At 43.6% G+C, this 16,337-nt stretch carries 18 protein-coding genes; 2 read left to right on the top strand and 16 right to left on the bottom strand.

Annotated features, from left to right (window positions below):
* Nucleotides 1-114: 114 nt before the first annotated feature.
* From DW183_RS09355 to DW183_RS09330, 6 genes are all read right to left on the bottom strand, one after another.
* A complete protein-coding gene (locus DW183_RS09355; RefSeq protein ID WP_118281732.1) occupies nucleotides 115-912 on the bottom strand; it encodes a hypothetical protein in 798 nt (265 codons plus the stop codon).
* Nucleotides 909-2,153: a hypothetical protein gene (locus tag DW183_RS09350; RefSeq protein ID WP_118281731.1), complete on the bottom strand. Its 1,245-nt coding sequence runs from the start codon at nucleotides 2,151-2,153 to the stop codon at nucleotides 909-911. The genes DW183_RS09355 and DW183_RS09350 overlap by 4 nt, the downstream gene beginning before the upstream one ends.
* Nucleotides 2,154-2,333: 180 nt before the next feature.
* Nucleotides 2,334-2,735, bottom strand: coding sequence for an HI0074 family nucleotidyltransferase substrate-binding subunit (locus tag DW183_RS09345; protein ID WP_118281730.1), 402 nt, complete (start codon nucleotides 2,733-2,735; stop codon nucleotides 2,334-2,336).
* Nucleotides 2,716-2,997 carry a nucleotidyltransferase family protein gene (locus tag DW183_RS09340; RefSeq protein WP_118281729.1) on the bottom strand — a complete coding sequence of 94 codons (282 nt, stop codon included), beginning with the start codon at nucleotides 2,995-2,997 and terminating at the stop codon, nucleotides 2,716-2,718. Before DW183_RS09340 ends, DW183_RS09345 begins: the two co-directional genes overlap by 20 nt.
* 33 nt (nucleotides 2,998-3,030) lie before the next feature.
* Nucleotides 3,031-3,897 carry a shikimate dehydrogenase gene (locus tag DW183_RS09335; protein WP_118281728.1) on the bottom strand — a complete coding sequence of 289 codons (867 nt, stop codon included), beginning with the start codon at nucleotides 3,895-3,897 and terminating at the stop codon, nucleotides 3,031-3,033.
* 56 nt (nucleotides 3,898-3,953) lie between these two features.
* The gene (locus tag DW183_RS09330) at nucleotides 3,954-4,481 is read right to left on the bottom strand and encodes a shikimate kinase (RefSeq protein ID WP_118281727.1); all 528 of its coding nucleotides are present in this window, start codon (nucleotides 4,479-4,481) and stop codon (nucleotides 3,954-3,956) included.
* Nucleotides 4,482-4,700: 219 nt separating this feature from the next.
* Between DW183_RS09330 and aroD the strand changes: the two genes are divergently transcribed.
* A complete protein-coding gene (gene aroD, locus DW183_RS09325) occupies nucleotides 4,701-5,465 on the top strand; it encodes a type I 3-dehydroquinate dehydratase (RefSeq protein WP_118281726.1) in 765 nt (254 codons plus the stop codon).
* A 56-nt stretch (nucleotides 5,466-5,521) separates the two neighbouring features.
* Here the strand turns inward: aroD and DW183_RS09320 are convergent, their stop codons facing one another.
* The 3 genes from DW183_RS09320 to DW183_RS09310 all read right to left on the bottom strand — a co-directional run bounded on the left by DW183_RS09320 (nucleotide 5,522) and on the right by DW183_RS09310 (nucleotide 7,267).
* The gene (locus DW183_RS09320; protein WP_118281725.1) at nucleotides 5,522-5,746 is read right to left on the bottom strand and encodes a Lar family restriction alleviation protein; all 225 of its coding nucleotides are present in this window, start codon (nucleotides 5,744-5,746) and stop codon (nucleotides 5,522-5,524) included.
* Between the two features lie 16 nt (nucleotides 5,747-5,762).
* Nucleotides 5,763-6,158: a C-GCAxxG-C-C family protein gene (locus tag DW183_RS09315; protein WP_118281724.1), complete on the bottom strand. Its 396-nt coding sequence runs from the start codon at nucleotides 6,156-6,158 to the stop codon at nucleotides 5,763-5,765.
* A gap of 176 nt (nucleotides 6,159-6,334) precedes the next feature.
* The gene (locus tag DW183_RS09310) at nucleotides 6,335-7,267 is read right to left on the bottom strand and encodes a DUF5692 family protein (RefSeq protein WP_118281723.1); all 933 of its coding nucleotides are present in this window, start codon (nucleotides 7,265-7,267) and stop codon (nucleotides 6,335-6,337) included.
* Nucleotides 7,268-7,430: 163 nt separating this feature from the next.
* On the opposite strand from DW183_RS09310, the gene DW183_RS09305 reads away from it, so the two are divergent.
* Nucleotides 7,431-8,006, top strand: coding sequence for a TetR/AcrR family transcriptional regulator (locus DW183_RS09305; protein ID WP_158573061.1), 576 nt, complete (start codon nucleotides 7,431-7,433; stop codon nucleotides 8,004-8,006).
* A 14-nt stretch (nucleotides 8,007-8,020) separates the two neighbouring features.
* Here DW183_RS09305 and DW183_RS09300 read toward each other — a convergent pair whose 3' ends face one another.
* Genes DW183_RS09300 through DW183_RS09270 form a run of 7 tightly spaced genes read right to left on the bottom strand, consistent with a single transcriptional unit; the run spans nucleotide 8,021 to nucleotide 16,334 of the window.
* On the bottom strand, nucleotides 8,021-10,888 hold the full coding sequence (locus DW183_RS09300) for a glycoside hydrolase family 3 C-terminal domain-containing protein (protein WP_118281721.1): 2,868 nt from the start codon (nucleotides 10,886-10,888) through the stop codon (nucleotides 8,021-8,023).
* Between the two features lie 21 nt (nucleotides 10,889-10,909).
* Nucleotides 10,910-12,622 carry a phosphoenolpyruvate--protein phosphotransferase gene (gene ptsP / locus DW183_RS09295; protein WP_158573060.1) on the bottom strand — a complete coding sequence of 571 codons (1,713 nt, stop codon included), beginning with the start codon at nucleotides 12,620-12,622 and terminating at the stop codon, nucleotides 10,910-10,912.
* 13 nt (nucleotides 12,623-12,635) lie between these two features.
* The gene (locus DW183_RS09290) at nucleotides 12,636-12,902 is read right to left on the bottom strand and encodes an HPr family phosphocarrier protein (protein ID WP_118281719.1); all 267 of its coding nucleotides are present in this window, start codon (nucleotides 12,900-12,902) and stop codon (nucleotides 12,636-12,638) included.
* A gap of 19 nt (nucleotides 12,903-12,921) precedes the next feature.
* Nucleotides 12,922-14,373, bottom strand: a complete 1,452-nt coding sequence (locus DW183_RS09285) for a glycoside hydrolase family 1 protein (RefSeq protein WP_118281718.1) — start codon at nucleotides 14,371-14,373, stop codon at nucleotides 12,922-12,924.
* Nucleotides 14,373-15,659: a PTS sugar transporter subunit IIC gene (locus DW183_RS09280; RefSeq protein ID WP_118281717.1), complete on the bottom strand. Its 1,287-nt coding sequence runs from the start codon at nucleotides 15,657-15,659 to the stop codon at nucleotides 14,373-14,375. Before DW183_RS09280 ends, DW183_RS09285 begins: the two co-directional genes overlap by 1 nt.
* A 41-nt stretch (nucleotides 15,660-15,700) precedes the next feature.
* Entirely contained in the window at nucleotides 15,701-16,003 is a 303-nt protein-coding gene (locus DW183_RS09275; RefSeq protein ID WP_118281716.1) for a PTS sugar transporter subunit IIB, read from the bottom strand.
* 10 nt (nucleotides 16,004-16,013) lie between these two features.
* Nucleotides 16,014-16,334, bottom strand: coding sequence for a PTS lactose/cellobiose transporter subunit IIA (locus DW183_RS09270; RefSeq protein WP_118281715.1), 321 nt, complete (start codon nucleotides 16,332-16,334; stop codon nucleotides 16,014-16,016).
* Nucleotides 16,335-16,337: the final 3 nt, after the last annotated feature.

Here is a 16,337-nt window from a genome sequence, read left to right as displayed (position 1 = left end):
GAAATAAACGCGCTGGGTTGATAGATTTCTATCAGCCCAACGCGTTTTTTATTTATTCTCCACCGTATCATTTTGCCAACAAACAGGTTGGCTACTTTTATCCTTTTTCTTCATCTACCACGCACCATCTTGAAAAGTCAGCACATATGTTTCTCCCGGAATCAAGTCATAAATTGTCAATGAATCATCCGTAAATTTATCTCCGGTTCCAAGTGCTTTGTCTATAAAAATTTGACCAGAATCTACCACATATCCATTTCCGTCACATAACTGGTAATCTATCATATCATAGCCCAAACTCGTACGACTTCCAAATGTCTTTTCTCCAGATATACTAAAAGTAATACCTGCCATCATATCAGATGATACACTATATGTTACATCCGTGATCATAAGTTTTGCTTTCACAGAGCCATCCCAATCCTTTTGGCATATTTCTTGTGGCAATCCCTGTACATCTATCGTTATTTCTTTTGTTGGCAGGTTATATGCCTCGCAATGAACCTCGTCAAATACATAATCACTTCCACTAACCGTAAAATAGACCATACCCTTCTCTGAACTTCCTTCTGCCATTTCATCTTTACCAATTCTGACATCAGCCAGAAAATGTTCACCAGCCGCCTTGCTTTCATAGGTTCCGAAATCTGATTTATCAAATGCCTTCTTTCCCTCATAAACAACCTGACCATTCTCATTTTCTATTCGAATACTAACTTTTCCGGATGCCGCAACTTCTCTTTCTTTCGTATCACATAGCGCGAAGAAGAGACTATAATCATCTGTGCTGTCATTATATTGAAAAGACCAGTTTGCTAATGTATTCACACGATGCGAAGAAATCTTTCCAATGACTATCACCAGCACCACTACAATGATGATCCCTATGATTACCTTCACTTTCTTTTTCATTCGCATCCCCATGTCTCCTTTAATGCTGCAACTCGGTCATACCACATATTAATTTCAAGCAACACATCTTTGATGGGTGACTTGGTTTTATCCACTTTTACTCTCACAATATTAGTCGCATAGCAGATCGGCGTTTTATCTTTCCCCATACTATCGAAAAAAGACACCACGCGATTTTTTTCCGAATATTCTATCTGCTTGGGTATTTGTAGTCTTAAGGCTCTCTTTAAATCTTCCGTGAGTTTATCTCCCCACTCATCACATGCTGCTGTATAGGCGATATTTATCAAAGACTCTACTTGTTCATATGTATTCTGATTATGTGTTAAAACATGTTGCGCCAAAAACTCCGCTTTTTTAAATTGATGATTCTCCACTAAAACTTCAATAACTTCCCCAAGAAACGGATAAATAAATTGACTTTTCCACTTAAGATTGCTTACCAGTTCAAATTCTTTAGCAAAATATTCCAATACATTATCCGATGCATTCGCGATTGCATGTATATAATCTTCATTGTAATATTGGTATGCATCATCCCGATCATTTAAATAACCCACCCTATGTAAAAACGGTGTCTCCCTTGCCCGAAATTCATCTAAAACATCATAATCTTCATTTTCCAGTGCCAATGTTATAATCTTCAGTCTTAACTGATCATCATATTTCACCTGTAATGGTACAGCATTATCCATGTCCCATGGAGCACGCTTTTCTATGCTTGTTCCACCACCATATGAATAACCAAATTGACGATATTCACTATTATCTACAAGCCATATAAATTCTTCATCCAACAACCACTTAATAAATGGATAATTTTTAAATTCTATTGCATAGTCAATCACGGTTTTTCCATACTCATCACTATTTAAAAACAGTTTATCTTCACGCTTCATATAACTAGACCATAATTCTTCATCTTGCGAAAAAGCAATGCGATAATTTGTCATATGACTAGATACTGGAACCCGTCGCTCTCCTGCACTTAATATTTCTTCGCAGGATACCCCCAGTAAATCTGAAAAAGTCAGCATGTCCTCCATCTGTATTCCCTTTTTCCCATTAAAAATCTGCGACAGACGATTATTCATTCTATTGATTTCTATATCGTCTGGCTGAGTGTATCCCATCATTTTCAGATATTCCTTGCCAAATTGTCTGTTTGAGGAATATTGACTTTCTTTGACTAATTTTTTTAAATATGCGCCCACCTTTTTCTTATCTACGATATAATTCACCTTTGAACCTCCCTTCGTTCTGCTAATAGTCTAAACGTACTTTTTTCATATGACTAGCCTTTAATTTGTGTATATTAAAAGCATATATCCTCACGGTCATGTTTACATGTATGCTTTTTGCATACATCACTAAATTTTCTTTGTATAAAAAAAGGAAGACCTCGCGGTTCTTCCTCTTCGTCATGTATAATATTGTTCTGCGCAACCTCTGAATCGTTCAAATAAGGGGATATATTCATTAACGATTATCGCAAATTCCGCCGCAGCCAGACTTCCATCATAGTCGTGCGCCAACTGATTTCGAATACGGAGCATCTGCATCCATTTGTCATCATCAATAATGCGATTGGTAAATGCCTGCTGTAACGTATCTCTCGGAGATCCTATCGCAAAATCAAGAATTCCCAATTGCTTCACCAATATATCTTTCATTACTTTCCATGAAATGTCAAAAGTGAGATTAAAATTCATGATGGTTCCTTCCAACACAAAATCTTCATTTGGATTTGCCTGCTTGCTTTTTTTTAAATTATCCAGACATTTACAAAATGTACGATAGCGATTAATATATTTGTTTTCCATACTTACGAATATCCTCCAACAAGAACTCATTGTTAATACTATTATAATCGAAAATATCTATCTTTCGCAATGTATCAATCTGCTCCAAATCTTCTTCCAATTTTGTTATATTATCACAATCGTACACCACAAAATCAATATCACTCGTAGGTACTGCTGTTCCTGTCGCGAATGATCCAAATAAATCTAATCGTTTGCATCCATGTTTTTTGCAAATAGTTGCAACATGATCAATAACTTCCGCTATTGGCATTGTGTTCATATAACTAACTCCCTCCATGCTTTTCACAGCGTCCTATGAAAAATACCTTTCTTTTATGATGTCCACCGGCATTTCCTGTCCTGTCCACAGTTCAAAAGATGCTGCTCCCTGGTACAAAAGCATATACATACCATTGGATGTTTTACATCCTGCTGCCTTTGCTTCGCGCAGAAGTCTCGTCTCCTTTGGATTGTAGATGACATCAAATACGAAAAGATCCGGTTGGAACATTGTCGTATCTGTAATAATGGTTGCATCCGTCTTTGGAGCCATGCCAACCGATGTACCGTTGACAAGAATCGCACTGTCCGCAATGGCTGCGCGAAGCACCTCTGGGTCTTCATAATCATGCAGCGTCACTTTACACGTGGTACGCTCATTCAACTGGTTCACAATATCCTGCGCACGCTCCCAAAAAGCATCCTTGATATTAAATACCTGAATCTCAGCCACACCATCAAGCGCTGCCTGCACCAAAATAGCTGTTGCAGCTCCGCCGGCACCGAGAAGTGTCATCTTCTTTCCAATGATATCTACACCCTTGTCCTTAACAGCACGCATAAAACCTACGCCATCCGTCGTATATGCAGTCAGTACACCATCCTCATTAACAATGGTGTTGCATGCACCGGAAATCTCAGATGCAGGCGAAAGCTTATCTGCTAATTTACACATAATATTCTTTCCCGGCATCGTAATATTCCAACCTCGCGCTCCCATGGTACGAAGTCCCTCTACCGCCTGCGGCATCTTCTCTTCCGGCACATCAAACGCTAAGTACGCGTAATCCAATCCCAACTGCTTACATGCTTCATTGTGCATTGCCGGCGATATACTGTGTGCCACCGGGCTTCCAAGCAAACATAAAAGCCCTGTATGTCCTGTAATCTCTTTTCCCATCTTTTTTCCTCTTTTCTATATGTTGTAGTTTATTCTCGTATCAACAACATCTTGTGCTACTGATTGACCTTTGTAATGATTTCCTCACAAATATCATAGACGCTCTTACCATCGGTAGCAATGACGATATCAGCAGCTGCTTCATAAGCTTCCCGGCGCTTTTCCATCAGTTCTGCAATATAATCTACGTTCTTATTATTTTCCAGAAGTGGCCTGTCATGGCTATGCTTGACATGTTCTAAAATCGTCTCCGGGTTGGCTGTAAGAAGCACTACCTTACCACTCTTTTTCATCTCATCCACATTCACCTGGCGCATCGGTACACCACCGCCGCACGACACGATCATGTTCTTTTTTTCGCGACTTTCTCGCAAAAACGCAGTCTCTTCGTTACGGAAATATTCCTCTCCGTGTAACTCAAAAATCTCTGATATACTCATACCATTGCGTTTTGCAATAATCTCATCCATTTCCACCACATCCATGGCGAACATACGCTGTAAAGCCTTTGAAACTGTACTTTTTCCAACGCCCATAAAGCCAATCAGAAAAATATTAAAATCTAACTTCTCCAAATCTTTCATTTTTCAAGTCCTCTGCCTTCTTTTATGTAAAATCACAGATATCTATATGACTTCACGAATTTCTTCCATCATAACGTATGGCAGGTCTGAATTCAAGTACTCTTTGGCTTTAAAGTGATAAAGTCATTTTTTATCAAAAGGCAGTTGCATTTATGCAAAACAACGAGTACATTCATTATAGTTAGGTTTTGCATGCATATTATAGTAGGAGAATACATTATGAATCCTGTAAAAGTAAAAAATATCGAAATCGGTACTGGAATGCCAAAGATTATCGTTCCCATCGTCGGTGTGACAAAGGAAGAAATTCTTACTACAGCACGTTCCTTTCATACCATTCCACTTGATGTAGTAGAATGGCGTGCTGATTGGTTTGAGGGCGTCTTTGACTTTACGCAAGTAGAAGATGTATTAAAAGAACTTCGTAACATCCTTGGTGAAACACCACTGCTCATGACTTTCCGGACTTCCGCAGAAGGTGGCGAAAAATCTATTTCCGTTGATGCCTATAAAGAATTAAATATTCTTGCGTCCCAAACCGGTAATGTCGATCTTATTGATGTTGAGATTTTTATTGGTGATGATACAGTATCCGAAATCATTGCCGGTGCGCACGCTGCTGGTGTAAAAGTCATTGCTTCTAATCATGATTTTTACAAAACACCTTCCAAAGAGGACATCCTCCAGCGTCTATGTAAAATGCAGGACATGGGGGCTGATATCCCCAAAATCGCTGTCATGCCACAAAGCAAAAAAGATGTTTTGACACTCCTCTCCGCAACAGAAGAAATGACACGCTGTCATGCCACAAGTCCAATTATAACCATGTCTATGGCAGATACCGGTGTCCTCAGTCGTCTCTGCGGTGAGGTATTCGGTTCCTCCATGACATTTGCCGCTGCCAATAAAATTTCTGCCCCTGGTCAAATGAATGTGGATGACGTAAATACAGTGCTTACTCTGCTGCATAATGCTATACAATAAAAAATATCTAAGGCACATATAAAGCATATAAAAAAGAAGCCTTGCGGCTTCTTTTTTTATTCTCCCGGATGACTGGAAATTACTTTTCCGGTATTCCACAAGTCTGCAGCGCGCTGTGCTGCATCTTCACGTTTTGCTTCTTCTTTGTAATCAATATTTACAGAACGGCTGCCACAATCCATACATGCCACATAAAAACTGTTGCCATTCTCCTCTTCCAACAGTCCTGCGCCTCCGCAGATTGGACAATCCTGTAATTCAATCTTATCAAAAATATCCATTTTGATGCTCCATTCCTTATTTATTCTCTGTGAGTTCATCAATCAGTTCGATGGACTCCTTAATCATATTATCACAATGTACCTTTTTCTCGCCACCTTTTCTGGCATTTTCCTGCAATAACGCCGCACAGTCTGTCAATCCATCATGCATACCTGCCATACGTTTGCGATATTCTCCGACGACTTTTGGCGAATCTATGCCCATAGCGCCTAACACCATCAGTCCACTTGTGATTGCTCCACAAGTACCACCGCATTTCATGCCGCCACCAAAATTGCAGCCGATGGCTGCCGCCTGTTCCTCATTCATGCCAAGTTCATCTGCGTAGACACGCATGATGGTCTGTGCACAGTTATTTACCATTGGCATCTCGTTTCTTAACTCCATTGCTTTATCTACATGTTGATTCATATTTTATCCTCCATTTAGTATAGATGCACTTTTCGATTTTATACAAGTATAACACGAGCAAAACGCTTTCCCTTGTTCAAAATCAGAAACCTCACAACACCTCTACCATGAAAGCGAAAAAATGCTGAGCCACCATAAAAATGGCGGCTCAGCTATATAAGTGAAATTATGAAATTTTAGTTTTCAGCAACAATCTTCTTGTAATGTGCTGTTTCTGTATAAAGTTCATCCTTAAGTGGGTTCTTCTTATTCTTACGAATAACGTATACCTGATAGATGAAAAGTCCAGCGTTACTTGCAAGCGCAAGGAAACTTACAATAAAGAATGCCGTCGGATTGTGCGTTGTCGGCACCGGTGCTACACGATCTGCAAAGGTCGGGACCGTCATGATAAACATGATCCAAAGTGCCAGCGTCTGCGCTCTGTGCTGTAACCAACATCCCCTCTTGATAAAGAAAGACGGTATTGTGCAGGATAGCAAGAGTAACATTCCACAATATACGGAATGATCTGAAATGCAGTTATATGTATATGCAAAATTCCACAGATCATAAGTCAGAATATAGATCCAGTCCATATCCGGCCACATCATATCCCTGCTTTTATCCTTTGAAACAAAGATGCCTGACCAGCCACAGATCAGCAAAATATTAAAGATTCCGGCGATGCCATTCATAATGTTCCACGGTCCGGAAATCGTCCACAAATTGTCTACATATCCGCCCTCTGTCAATCCCCACGAAAATACCTGAAAATCTCGCATAACCGCCTCGCAGATATTCGCCGCTAAAATAATTGGTGGAAAATAGATTGCGAACTTACTATGTTCAATCTTTGGGCAGTAGCGGATCAGCATAAATCCTACGCAACCAGCCAGTGCTGAATATGTCTTTACCCAGTTGAACCAGTTTCCTGTTCCATATTCATTTCCCGGTGCTGCTGTTGTCGGCCAGATTGTGATCGTTAGAACCAACGGCACAATCACAAACAGCAAAATTCCACCCCACTTCTTGGTTCGCCCCAGTTCATTAAAAGCGATCAATGCCAATAGGACAAATGCCATAAATCCCCACGTCTTTAAATCTGGTACATTGTACAAAATTCCCATAAAAAATCCCCCTCCTTGTACTTTTGATGCACACATTGTGCATTTATTATGCTATTATTATATAAATGTTTCTGGCAAAAAAACAATCGCCAGTCCTTTTAGAAATGAGCAGAAATGCACAAGTCACAACTTTATGAGCAATATTACAGGGGGGAGAAAATTTATGTCTGAAACAAAAGAACGCAAAACAGACCGTCGCGTAGAAAAGACGAAACAGGCAATGCGTCATGCCTTTGTGGAACTATTAAAAAGAAAACCTTACAACGCCATTACCATATCTGAATTAACGCGTGAGGCTGATATTGATCGTCGCACCTTCTATCTTCATTATGAGAGTATCGAAGATCTGGTAAAAGAAATGCAAAAGATTGCTCGCGATGCCATCACCGAGCAACTCAAGCAGCGCGGAAATGTGCAGTTAGATACTCTTTTTGACTGTCTGAGCGCTGTAGCACAAGATAAGATAGACTTTTACCGCGTGATCTTTACCGAGCCAAGTTGCTCCGGATTTTTTCAAGATGGCGTAGCAGCGATCAAATACTGCATTTTGGAGTCCAACTGTGACACTTCACTTTCCGAGATACAGAAAGATTACTACGCAGAATATATCGCCAATGGCATCATGGGCTTGTATGCCTACTGGTTCCGGCAGGAAAGTCCTGCACTGTCACTAACAGATTTTACCCGAATAGCAAAATCATCCATGGCAGAGAGCATACGCCTGATCCGCCATGGATGACTTGAACATCCTAATTACTCTGTTACTTTATATAATTCCACATAGTCTACATTTGGCACCGAATACCCAATCACTGTCCAAGTGATCGTATTCGTCCCTGCCTGCAGATCTACCTGCAATGGGCCATAGCTAGCGAACTGATTATATTTCAAAACGCCACTGCCCAGAATTTCTATCTCCGATACATCCGTATCCACGCCGTTGACCTGCATATTGATCTGCTTACTTAACGCCACATCTTTCCCGATCAGATTTGTACTTGCCAATGCCATAGTCAAATCATAGGTTCCTGCTTCCGCTACATCAAATGTCCATGTTGCCACATTGCCTTTCTTGGACAGATTGCAGAGCACATATCCCTGACTTGCACCATCTGCTTTTTCCGTAAACCCGGCATTCTTGACAGACTTACCCTTGACCTTTGCCGTCTCACCTTCAATGTGTATGCTTTCCGATGTGCCCACCTGCCTAGAGAATGCACTGGATGCCATTTTCATATGGATAATGTCTCTCACACACGCTCGCATGGCTGTACCAAAAGCTGCCGGATTTTCTTTATACTCCTGCTTCATCGCTTTTTTGATAGATAAAAACTGGACTGCATAAATACCTGTCAGATTTGCATCATTCTGCGCATATGTCGCCTGTAAAGGATTCATATAACTTCCATACAGACCATGTACGGAAAAGTCTGAGATCACATAATCGGAATAGCCCCACTCTGTACGCAAAAGATCCTTTAACAGTACATCATTTCCGCCGCACCAGGTCTTTCCCAAACGGCTGTAAGCAGACATGACACCTCTTGCTCCGCCTTCCTTGATCGCTATCTCAAAAGGCTTTAGGTATATCTCCCGTATCGTCTGTTCATCCGCCCAGGTCAAAATCCCCCAGCGGTTTTTCTCCTGCTCATTTAAGACCAGATGTTTTACTGTAACTGTCAGGTTTTGTGACTGCGCCCCCTGCACAATGGCACTTGCCATCTTTCCGCAAACGATCGGATCTTCGGAAAAATACTCAAAATTTCGTCCGCCCTTTGGATTTCTATGAATATTTGCCGTCGGTGCATACCAGATATTTGTACCTATATTTTTTGCCTCGATACCACAGCGCACGCCATGTGCATAGGCAAGATCTACATTCCATGTGCAGGCAAGACATACTCCCGCCGGCCATGCCACACCGGAGTCCCGATACAAAAGACCGCCTGCTCCTTTTACGGAAGCCGGTCCGTCATTATCATTTGTCTTTGGGATTCCCAGACGATCTACGCCCGGTGTCTTATAGCCGCAGTTACAGATCAGATCGATCATCTCATCCAAAGTCAACTGATCTAAAAATGCCTCCTCTAATGATGGATCCACAGCCACTTCCTGCAGCATGATCTTATCCTCATAAATCGCTCCGATCGTCGGTGCCACGGCATCCGCATCCGTTTCCGGTGCTACAGCAGCATCCATATCACTGATATCAACCGGACAGGTCTCATTGACAGGTGTGGTCGGATAAGTCCCCACCGGATCCATTCTTGACAGAACCGTCATCTGATCACAGAAAGCATCCGAAAATAAATTCTTGATCTCTGCACCGGATACTTCATCCGTTTTCTTTACCAGTTTTTCCCCAAGTGCATAAGAGAAATCACACTCACTATCTTTTACATCATGTGCCACACGCACCGTATAATCACCGGCATCTAAAATATATGCCTGTTCGCCGTCAGCATCATAAGAAGAACAATCCCATATGTCAAAGGTTGCCGTATAGCGTGCACTTGCTCCCGGCTCCAGAAGATCCGTTTTGACAAAAGCCACCAACTGTGTCGCCGCTTTTTCCACACCTCCTGCCTGATATGGCAGGCTGACATAGATCTGGACCACATCTTTACCGGCACGTTCTCCGCAATTCGTCACCGTCACTGCCACCTGACAGTCCCTTCCGTTTTTATCAAAGCTGATATCGCTCCATGCAAATTCTGTATAAGAAAGTCCAAAGCCAAACGGATACTGGACCGGAACCCCAAAGGTCTCAAAATAGCGATAGCCGACATAAATGCCTTCCTCATACTCCACAAAGTTGGCTTTCTGATCCGCATAAGTATAATCGCCAAAATTTGCTGTAGATGGATGATCCGATACATGATATGCGATCGTATCCTGTAGTTTTCCGGATGGATTTATTTGCCCTGCCAACATCTGTGCGACCGATTCCATGCCCGCTTCACCGGGTGTCCATATGATCGCAGCCCCCTGGATCGATGGGTAATTTTCTAAAAATCCCATCTCCATCATATTTGCAATATTAAACAATACGATCACATGATCAAAAGTCTTTGCCACTGTATCGATCAGACTGCTTTCATCCGCGCTCAACTGCAATTCTTCCAGGGTAAGGTCATTTCCTTCGCTCCCGGATCTTCCGATCATAAGGATCGCTGTATCGGCATATTCCCTTGCCTGGGTCATATCCAACTCGCTGACGGGCATTTCTTTATGATTGCCGTTCTTTCCATACCAAGTCCGGTAAGATTGATAAAGGGTATCATTATATGTAATACCTGCTGCAGAAAGCGCATCATAAAATCCGATCATGGTATCCGACTTGATCGATCCGGAACCGGAACTGCCATAATACGGATCGATCGCTGCGCTTCCAAAGACACTGACAGCCTGCTCTGCTGCAAGTGGCAGCACCCCGTCTTCATTTTTCAAAAGAACGATGCCCTCTGCTTCGACCTGCTTTGCCACCTGTAATGATTCCGCTACGATTGCGGCATCAATGTCCCCTGTAGACGCCTCGACCAAAGATGTTCCCAAAGTCGTCACTGTAAGAATAAGGGTCAATAAACCAGCCAGATATCTGCTTGCTATTCTTCTTTTCATAAAAAACCTCTTAACTTTCTTTTACATTTCCATCTGCTCCTTAATCTCTTTTTCTGTGCAAAGTTCCTGACAGGTCTTTGCCATTTTCTCTAATTCGTCTATCCTGTGCCTTGCCAATTCTGCTTTTACTGCAGCCAGCATGGCAGCATTCATACTGAGTTTTCTTGCGCCAAGTCCGACCAGAAGTGCCGCCCCCTTGGGATTTCCCGCCATCTCACCACATACAGAGATCGGCTTGTTTGCCTTCTGAAAACTTTCAAAAACAAAGCCCAAGAGCCGAACCATCGCCGGTGCATAAGTCTGATAGTAAGGCTCCATGGCAGCGTTCATGCGGTCTGCCGCACATACATACTGGGTCAGATCATTCGATCCGATACTGGCAAAATCCACCTCCTGCGCAACAAGATCTGCCTGCAAAGCCAGACTTGGGACTTCGATCATGACACCGATCTTAACCTTTGGATCATAGGCAATCCCCTCCTGCTTCAGTGCATCCATGACCTTTCTTACCGCTTCCTTTGCCTTGCGGATATCCTCCATACTGCCTACCATGGGAAACATGATCTGTAAATTTCCATAGACAGATGCCCTGAGTGCCGCACGCATTTGCGTCTCAAAGATCTCCATGTGGGAAAAACATAAACGCAGCGCCCGCTCTCCCAGAAATGGATTATCCTCTTTTGGCAGGGAAAAATACGGCAGGGTCTTATCCCCTCCGATATCCAGCGTCCGCAGGGTCACCGGCTTGCCTTTTGCACCTTCTAAGATACGACGGTAGACACTGAATTGTTCTTCTTCCGTCGGCATATGGTCGTTTTCCATATACAGAAATTCCGTCCGGAAAAGACCGATAAAATCATATGCCGCCCCTGCTGTATCGTACGCATCCGATCCTACATTGATCCCCAGCGCGATCTTTACCTCATCTTTGGTTGCTCCCGGACGAAGCAAATAGGTCTGCTCCTCCTCTATCTGTTTTTTCCACAACTGTCGCTTTTGTTCATACTGCTCTTTTTCTTCTTGGGAAAAATCCAGCCATATCTGACCGGTCAGACCATCCAGGATCAGGTCTTGTCCGTCCTGGATCTGCGTCATGGCATCTTCTGCTCCCAGTATCGCCGGAAGTGAAAAACTTCTGGCTAAGATTGCGCAGTGCGAATTGGAACCACCCACTTCCGTGATCAGACCTTTGACATGGTCGCGATCCAGATTGGCAGTGTCGCTCGGCAAAAGGTCATGCGCCACCACGATCACATCCTCGGCAAAATGATCCAGTCTTTTTTCCTCTTTTCCCAGTAAAAGGCGAAGCACTCTTGCCTTAACATCCAAAAAATCTGCCGCCCTGCCTGCGATCAGGGGATCCTCTACCTGCTTTAAGAGATCGGCATACTGGTTGAATATTGTATCAACTGCGCTTTCAGCCGTCAGACAATCCTCTTTTATGACATTCTCCGTCTCCTCGGTCATTTCTTCATCTTCCAGGACTTCCTGATGCGCCACAAAGATCTTCGCCTGATCCGGGTGTTCCTCCTCTAAGGCTGCATAAAGTGTCTGCAATTCCTCCTTTGCCTGTTCCCTTGCCGACTGAAAGCGCCGACACTCGGCTTCTGTCTCCTCCTTGTCGCACTTGCTTTTGCTGACCTTCAGATCCAATGGTTCATATCTATATGCTTTTGCGATCGCAATCCCTTTGGATACGGCATTACCACATAAAAACTTCTGTCTCTCGCCCATAGTCGCTGTCCCCTTATTCTCCAAATCCGCTGGCAACCAGAACTGCCAAAGCCTCGATCGCTTCTTCCTCATCCGGACCTTCTGCTGCAAGTTCCGCTTTTGTTCCCTGCCCGATTCCTTCTGCCAAAAGACGCACGACCGACTTGGCATTGACCGGCTCTCCACCTTCCTTACAGATCGTGATCTTAGACTCATATTTTTTTGCCAGCATGACAAAATCCGATGCCGGTCTTGCATGAAGTCCTGTCTTATTGATAAATTCCACTTGTTTTGTAACCATATGATCCACCCTCTTATTTCTATAATTCCTCGCCATGGCTGGCAATACACTTCTGATACCAGTAAAAGGAATCCTTCTTTATACGTTTTCCGGATCCTTTGCCCTCATTATCCAGATCTACATAGATAAAACCATAACGTTTTTTCATCTCTCCTGTGCTGGCACTGACCAGATCGATACAGCCCCATGGCGTATAACCGATCAGGTCCACCCCGTCTTTCATGGCTTCCTTCATCTGTTCAATGTGTGCCTTGAGATATGCGATGCGGTAATCATCATGGATACATCCGTCCTCCGTCAACTGATCGACCGCTCCCAAGCCATTTTCTACCAGCATGACCGGAATCTGATACCTGTCATAAATCGCATTGAGCAGATAGCGCAGCCCCTTGGGGTCGATGATCCATCCCCATTCACTGGCCTTTAAATACGGATTTTGCACGCCCAGCATCATATTGCCGGCAGTCTTTTGTACCTCGGCATTTCTTGTCACGCAACGCGAAGTATAATAACTGAAACTGAAAAAATCCACACAGCCCTTTTTTAAAATGTCAGCATCCTCTGTCTTGCCGACAATGACAATAGCATTTTCTTCAAAAAAACGCTCCATATAATAAGGATATGCCCCGCGGATGCAGACATCCCCACAGAACCAGTTGCTTTTTTTCATCTGCCACTGTGCCTCTAACATATCATCCGGTGAACAGGTATATGGATAGACTCCTGCCGCCGACAACATACAGCCCACCCGGTTTTTCGGATTGATCTCATGGGCTAAGGCTACCGCCTTTGCGCTTGCCACAAACTGATGATGGAGTGCCTGAAAACGCGCCTGCATTTCTTCCTTTGTCTCCGGCGTCTGCATACGACCAAGCCCAAACATATCTGCTCCATCTTCCGGCAAAATTCCTGCCCCCAGCAGGGTTCCAAAACGACTGACTAAAGTATTCATCTCATTAAAGGTCAGCCACAGATCGACCTCATCCTGATACTCTGTAAAAACCGTCCGGCAATAACGCAGGAAAAAGTCTATAACTTTACGATTTTGCCAACCGCCATATGCCTGACACAGATGGTAAGGCATTTCATAATGTGACAGTGTCACCAGCGGACGGATGTTCCATTTTTTACACTCAGCAAATACGGCGTGGTAAAAATCCAATCCCTTTTGGTTTGGCTTTTCCTCATCCCCCATAGGAAAGATGCGTGTCCACGCAATAGACAGACGCAGTACCTGAAATCCCATCTGCCCAAACAGGGCAATATCCTCTTTATAATGATGGTAAAAGTCTATGGCATGATGGCTTGGATAGTGTTCGCCTTCCCTCACTTCTTTGGTAAATCGCCGCGGAGACGTTTTTGTCCCCGCGGTGATATGGTCTGAGATCGACTCTCCCTTCCCATCATCCTTCCATGCACCTTCTACCTGGTTGGCAGCGATCGCGCCACCCCATAAAAAGTCTGCATTCATTAAGCCACCTCTTTTGCTTCCTGCTCCTTTGCGATCAGATCGCGCTCATATACCTTAAAGAATGGACGATATACCACCCATGCCACGATAAAGGCAATGACCGGAATCAGGATATTGGTCCAGGATAAGGTACACAGGTATGGTGATACGCCGACCGGTAAGGTCGCTGTAATCATGGTAAACGCCGGTTTAAAGAAGCCGACCATATAACCAAAGTAGCAAATGATCATGGTAATCAATGGGTTGATCACAAATGGAATAGCAAGTGTCGGATTATACATGATCGGATAACCGAAAGTTGCCGGTTCATTGATATTAAAGATACCCGGTACAACAGCCGCCTTGCTGACTGCTTTGATCTGCTCAGACTTGGAGAAGAGACCCATGACGCAAAGTGCCAAGGTATTTCCCGTTCCGCCACAGCAGTTCATGATACCAAACAAAGCAACCGGTACAAAGACGAGTGCTTCACCCTTGGATACATGCTCAGCATTGTTGGCTATGTACTCCATGAGCGGTGCCATAATGGCGATATAAACAACCATGGTTCCATGGATACCAAAAGTCCAGAGGACATTTGCAACCAATACGACAATAATGATACCCGGTACACTGGTCAGTGCGCCAAGCGGTGCAGATAAGAGATAAGAGATCGCGTATGGCAGAGAGATCGTCATGACATTCAAGCAGATGCTTCCGATCGTATGCCAGATCGCGATGTTGATAACCAGTGGAATCAAAGATGCAAAGGTGTCCTGCAAAAATTTCGGCACGACATCCGGCATCTTGATCATCAGATGATGCTTTTCACAAAAATGCGCCATCTTGACGGTACAGAGCGAAATGATGATGGCTGTGAACATACCCACAGCACCCAGGCAGGAGTTGTCAATACCGGTAAAACTGCTTCCGTCCGCCAGTTCTACCGTCTTGATCGGTCCTGCAACGATCAAAAAGATCAACATGGCATTTAATGCGTTGGTCAGTGCCTGCATCTTAAGCGACTTGGCATAAGAATAGGCAATGGTAAATGCCATATAAACAGAGATCAGCCCCATAGACAGATCATATGGTACCAATAAGATGTTATAGATCGCATCGTCCGTCGTCCACGCCCCAAAGAAAGTCGGGATGATTGCGATCAACTGGAAAATAGCGCCGATCAGGATGATGCCCATTGCCATCATCATACCGGCAGATACTGCTGCGATCGCTTTGTTACCCGCACATTTTTCGCCTATGGATTTTACTTTTTGCATGAATTTGCTTTCATATAAATTACTCATATCCTTCTCCTTTTCCTTTCCCTAAAAACCCTTACCGGATATTACTGTGGATAGATCTCATCCACTTGTTTCATGATGTTGTCTACATTACCGATAGCGTAATCATAGGCTGCGATCACGGCGATCGGCATCTGCGTTACCTGTGCGATCTCCTCCTTTTTGTAAGACACCTGCGGTCCTAAAAGGATCACATCATAATTTTTGTAGGAATCTTCGTATGCGGACATCCCCACTGCGTCGATCTTGAGCTCAATGCCTTTGTCCTCTGCATACTTTTCCATTTTCTTCATCAGAATCCCGGTTGACATGCCCCCAGCGCATATCAATAACACTTTCCTTTCCATATGCCCCTCCTTATTTTTCCTTGTATAAAAGGATCATTTCCTTGATGAGATCCCCCGCTAATGCACTTCCCATCAGATGATCCTGTGCATGGCAAAGCAGAATGCTGACGCTGTCCACTTGACCTTTTGCATCCATCTGCAAGAGTTTCCGGTGCGCCTCATGGGCTGTCTGTAAACTCTTTTCCGCGCTTTCCATCAGTTGATCCGCCTGTGCAAAATCCTTCTTTTTGGCAGCCTGTAAGGCTTCAAATGCCGCCGATCTGGCTGCTCCGGAATTAGCAATGATCAACATGGAAATCTCTTCCAATGCTTCCTGTAATTCTTCGCTCATAGT

Origin of the sequence: Roseburia sp. AM16-25, from assembly GCF_003473825.1 — a bacterium.
Classification (GTDB): domain Bacteria; phylum Bacillota; class Clostridia; order Lachnospirales; family Lachnospiraceae; genus Pararoseburia; species Pararoseburia lenta.
Note: the sequence above shows the minus strand (reverse complement) of the source record. Positions and strands in the feature narration are given on the sequence as shown.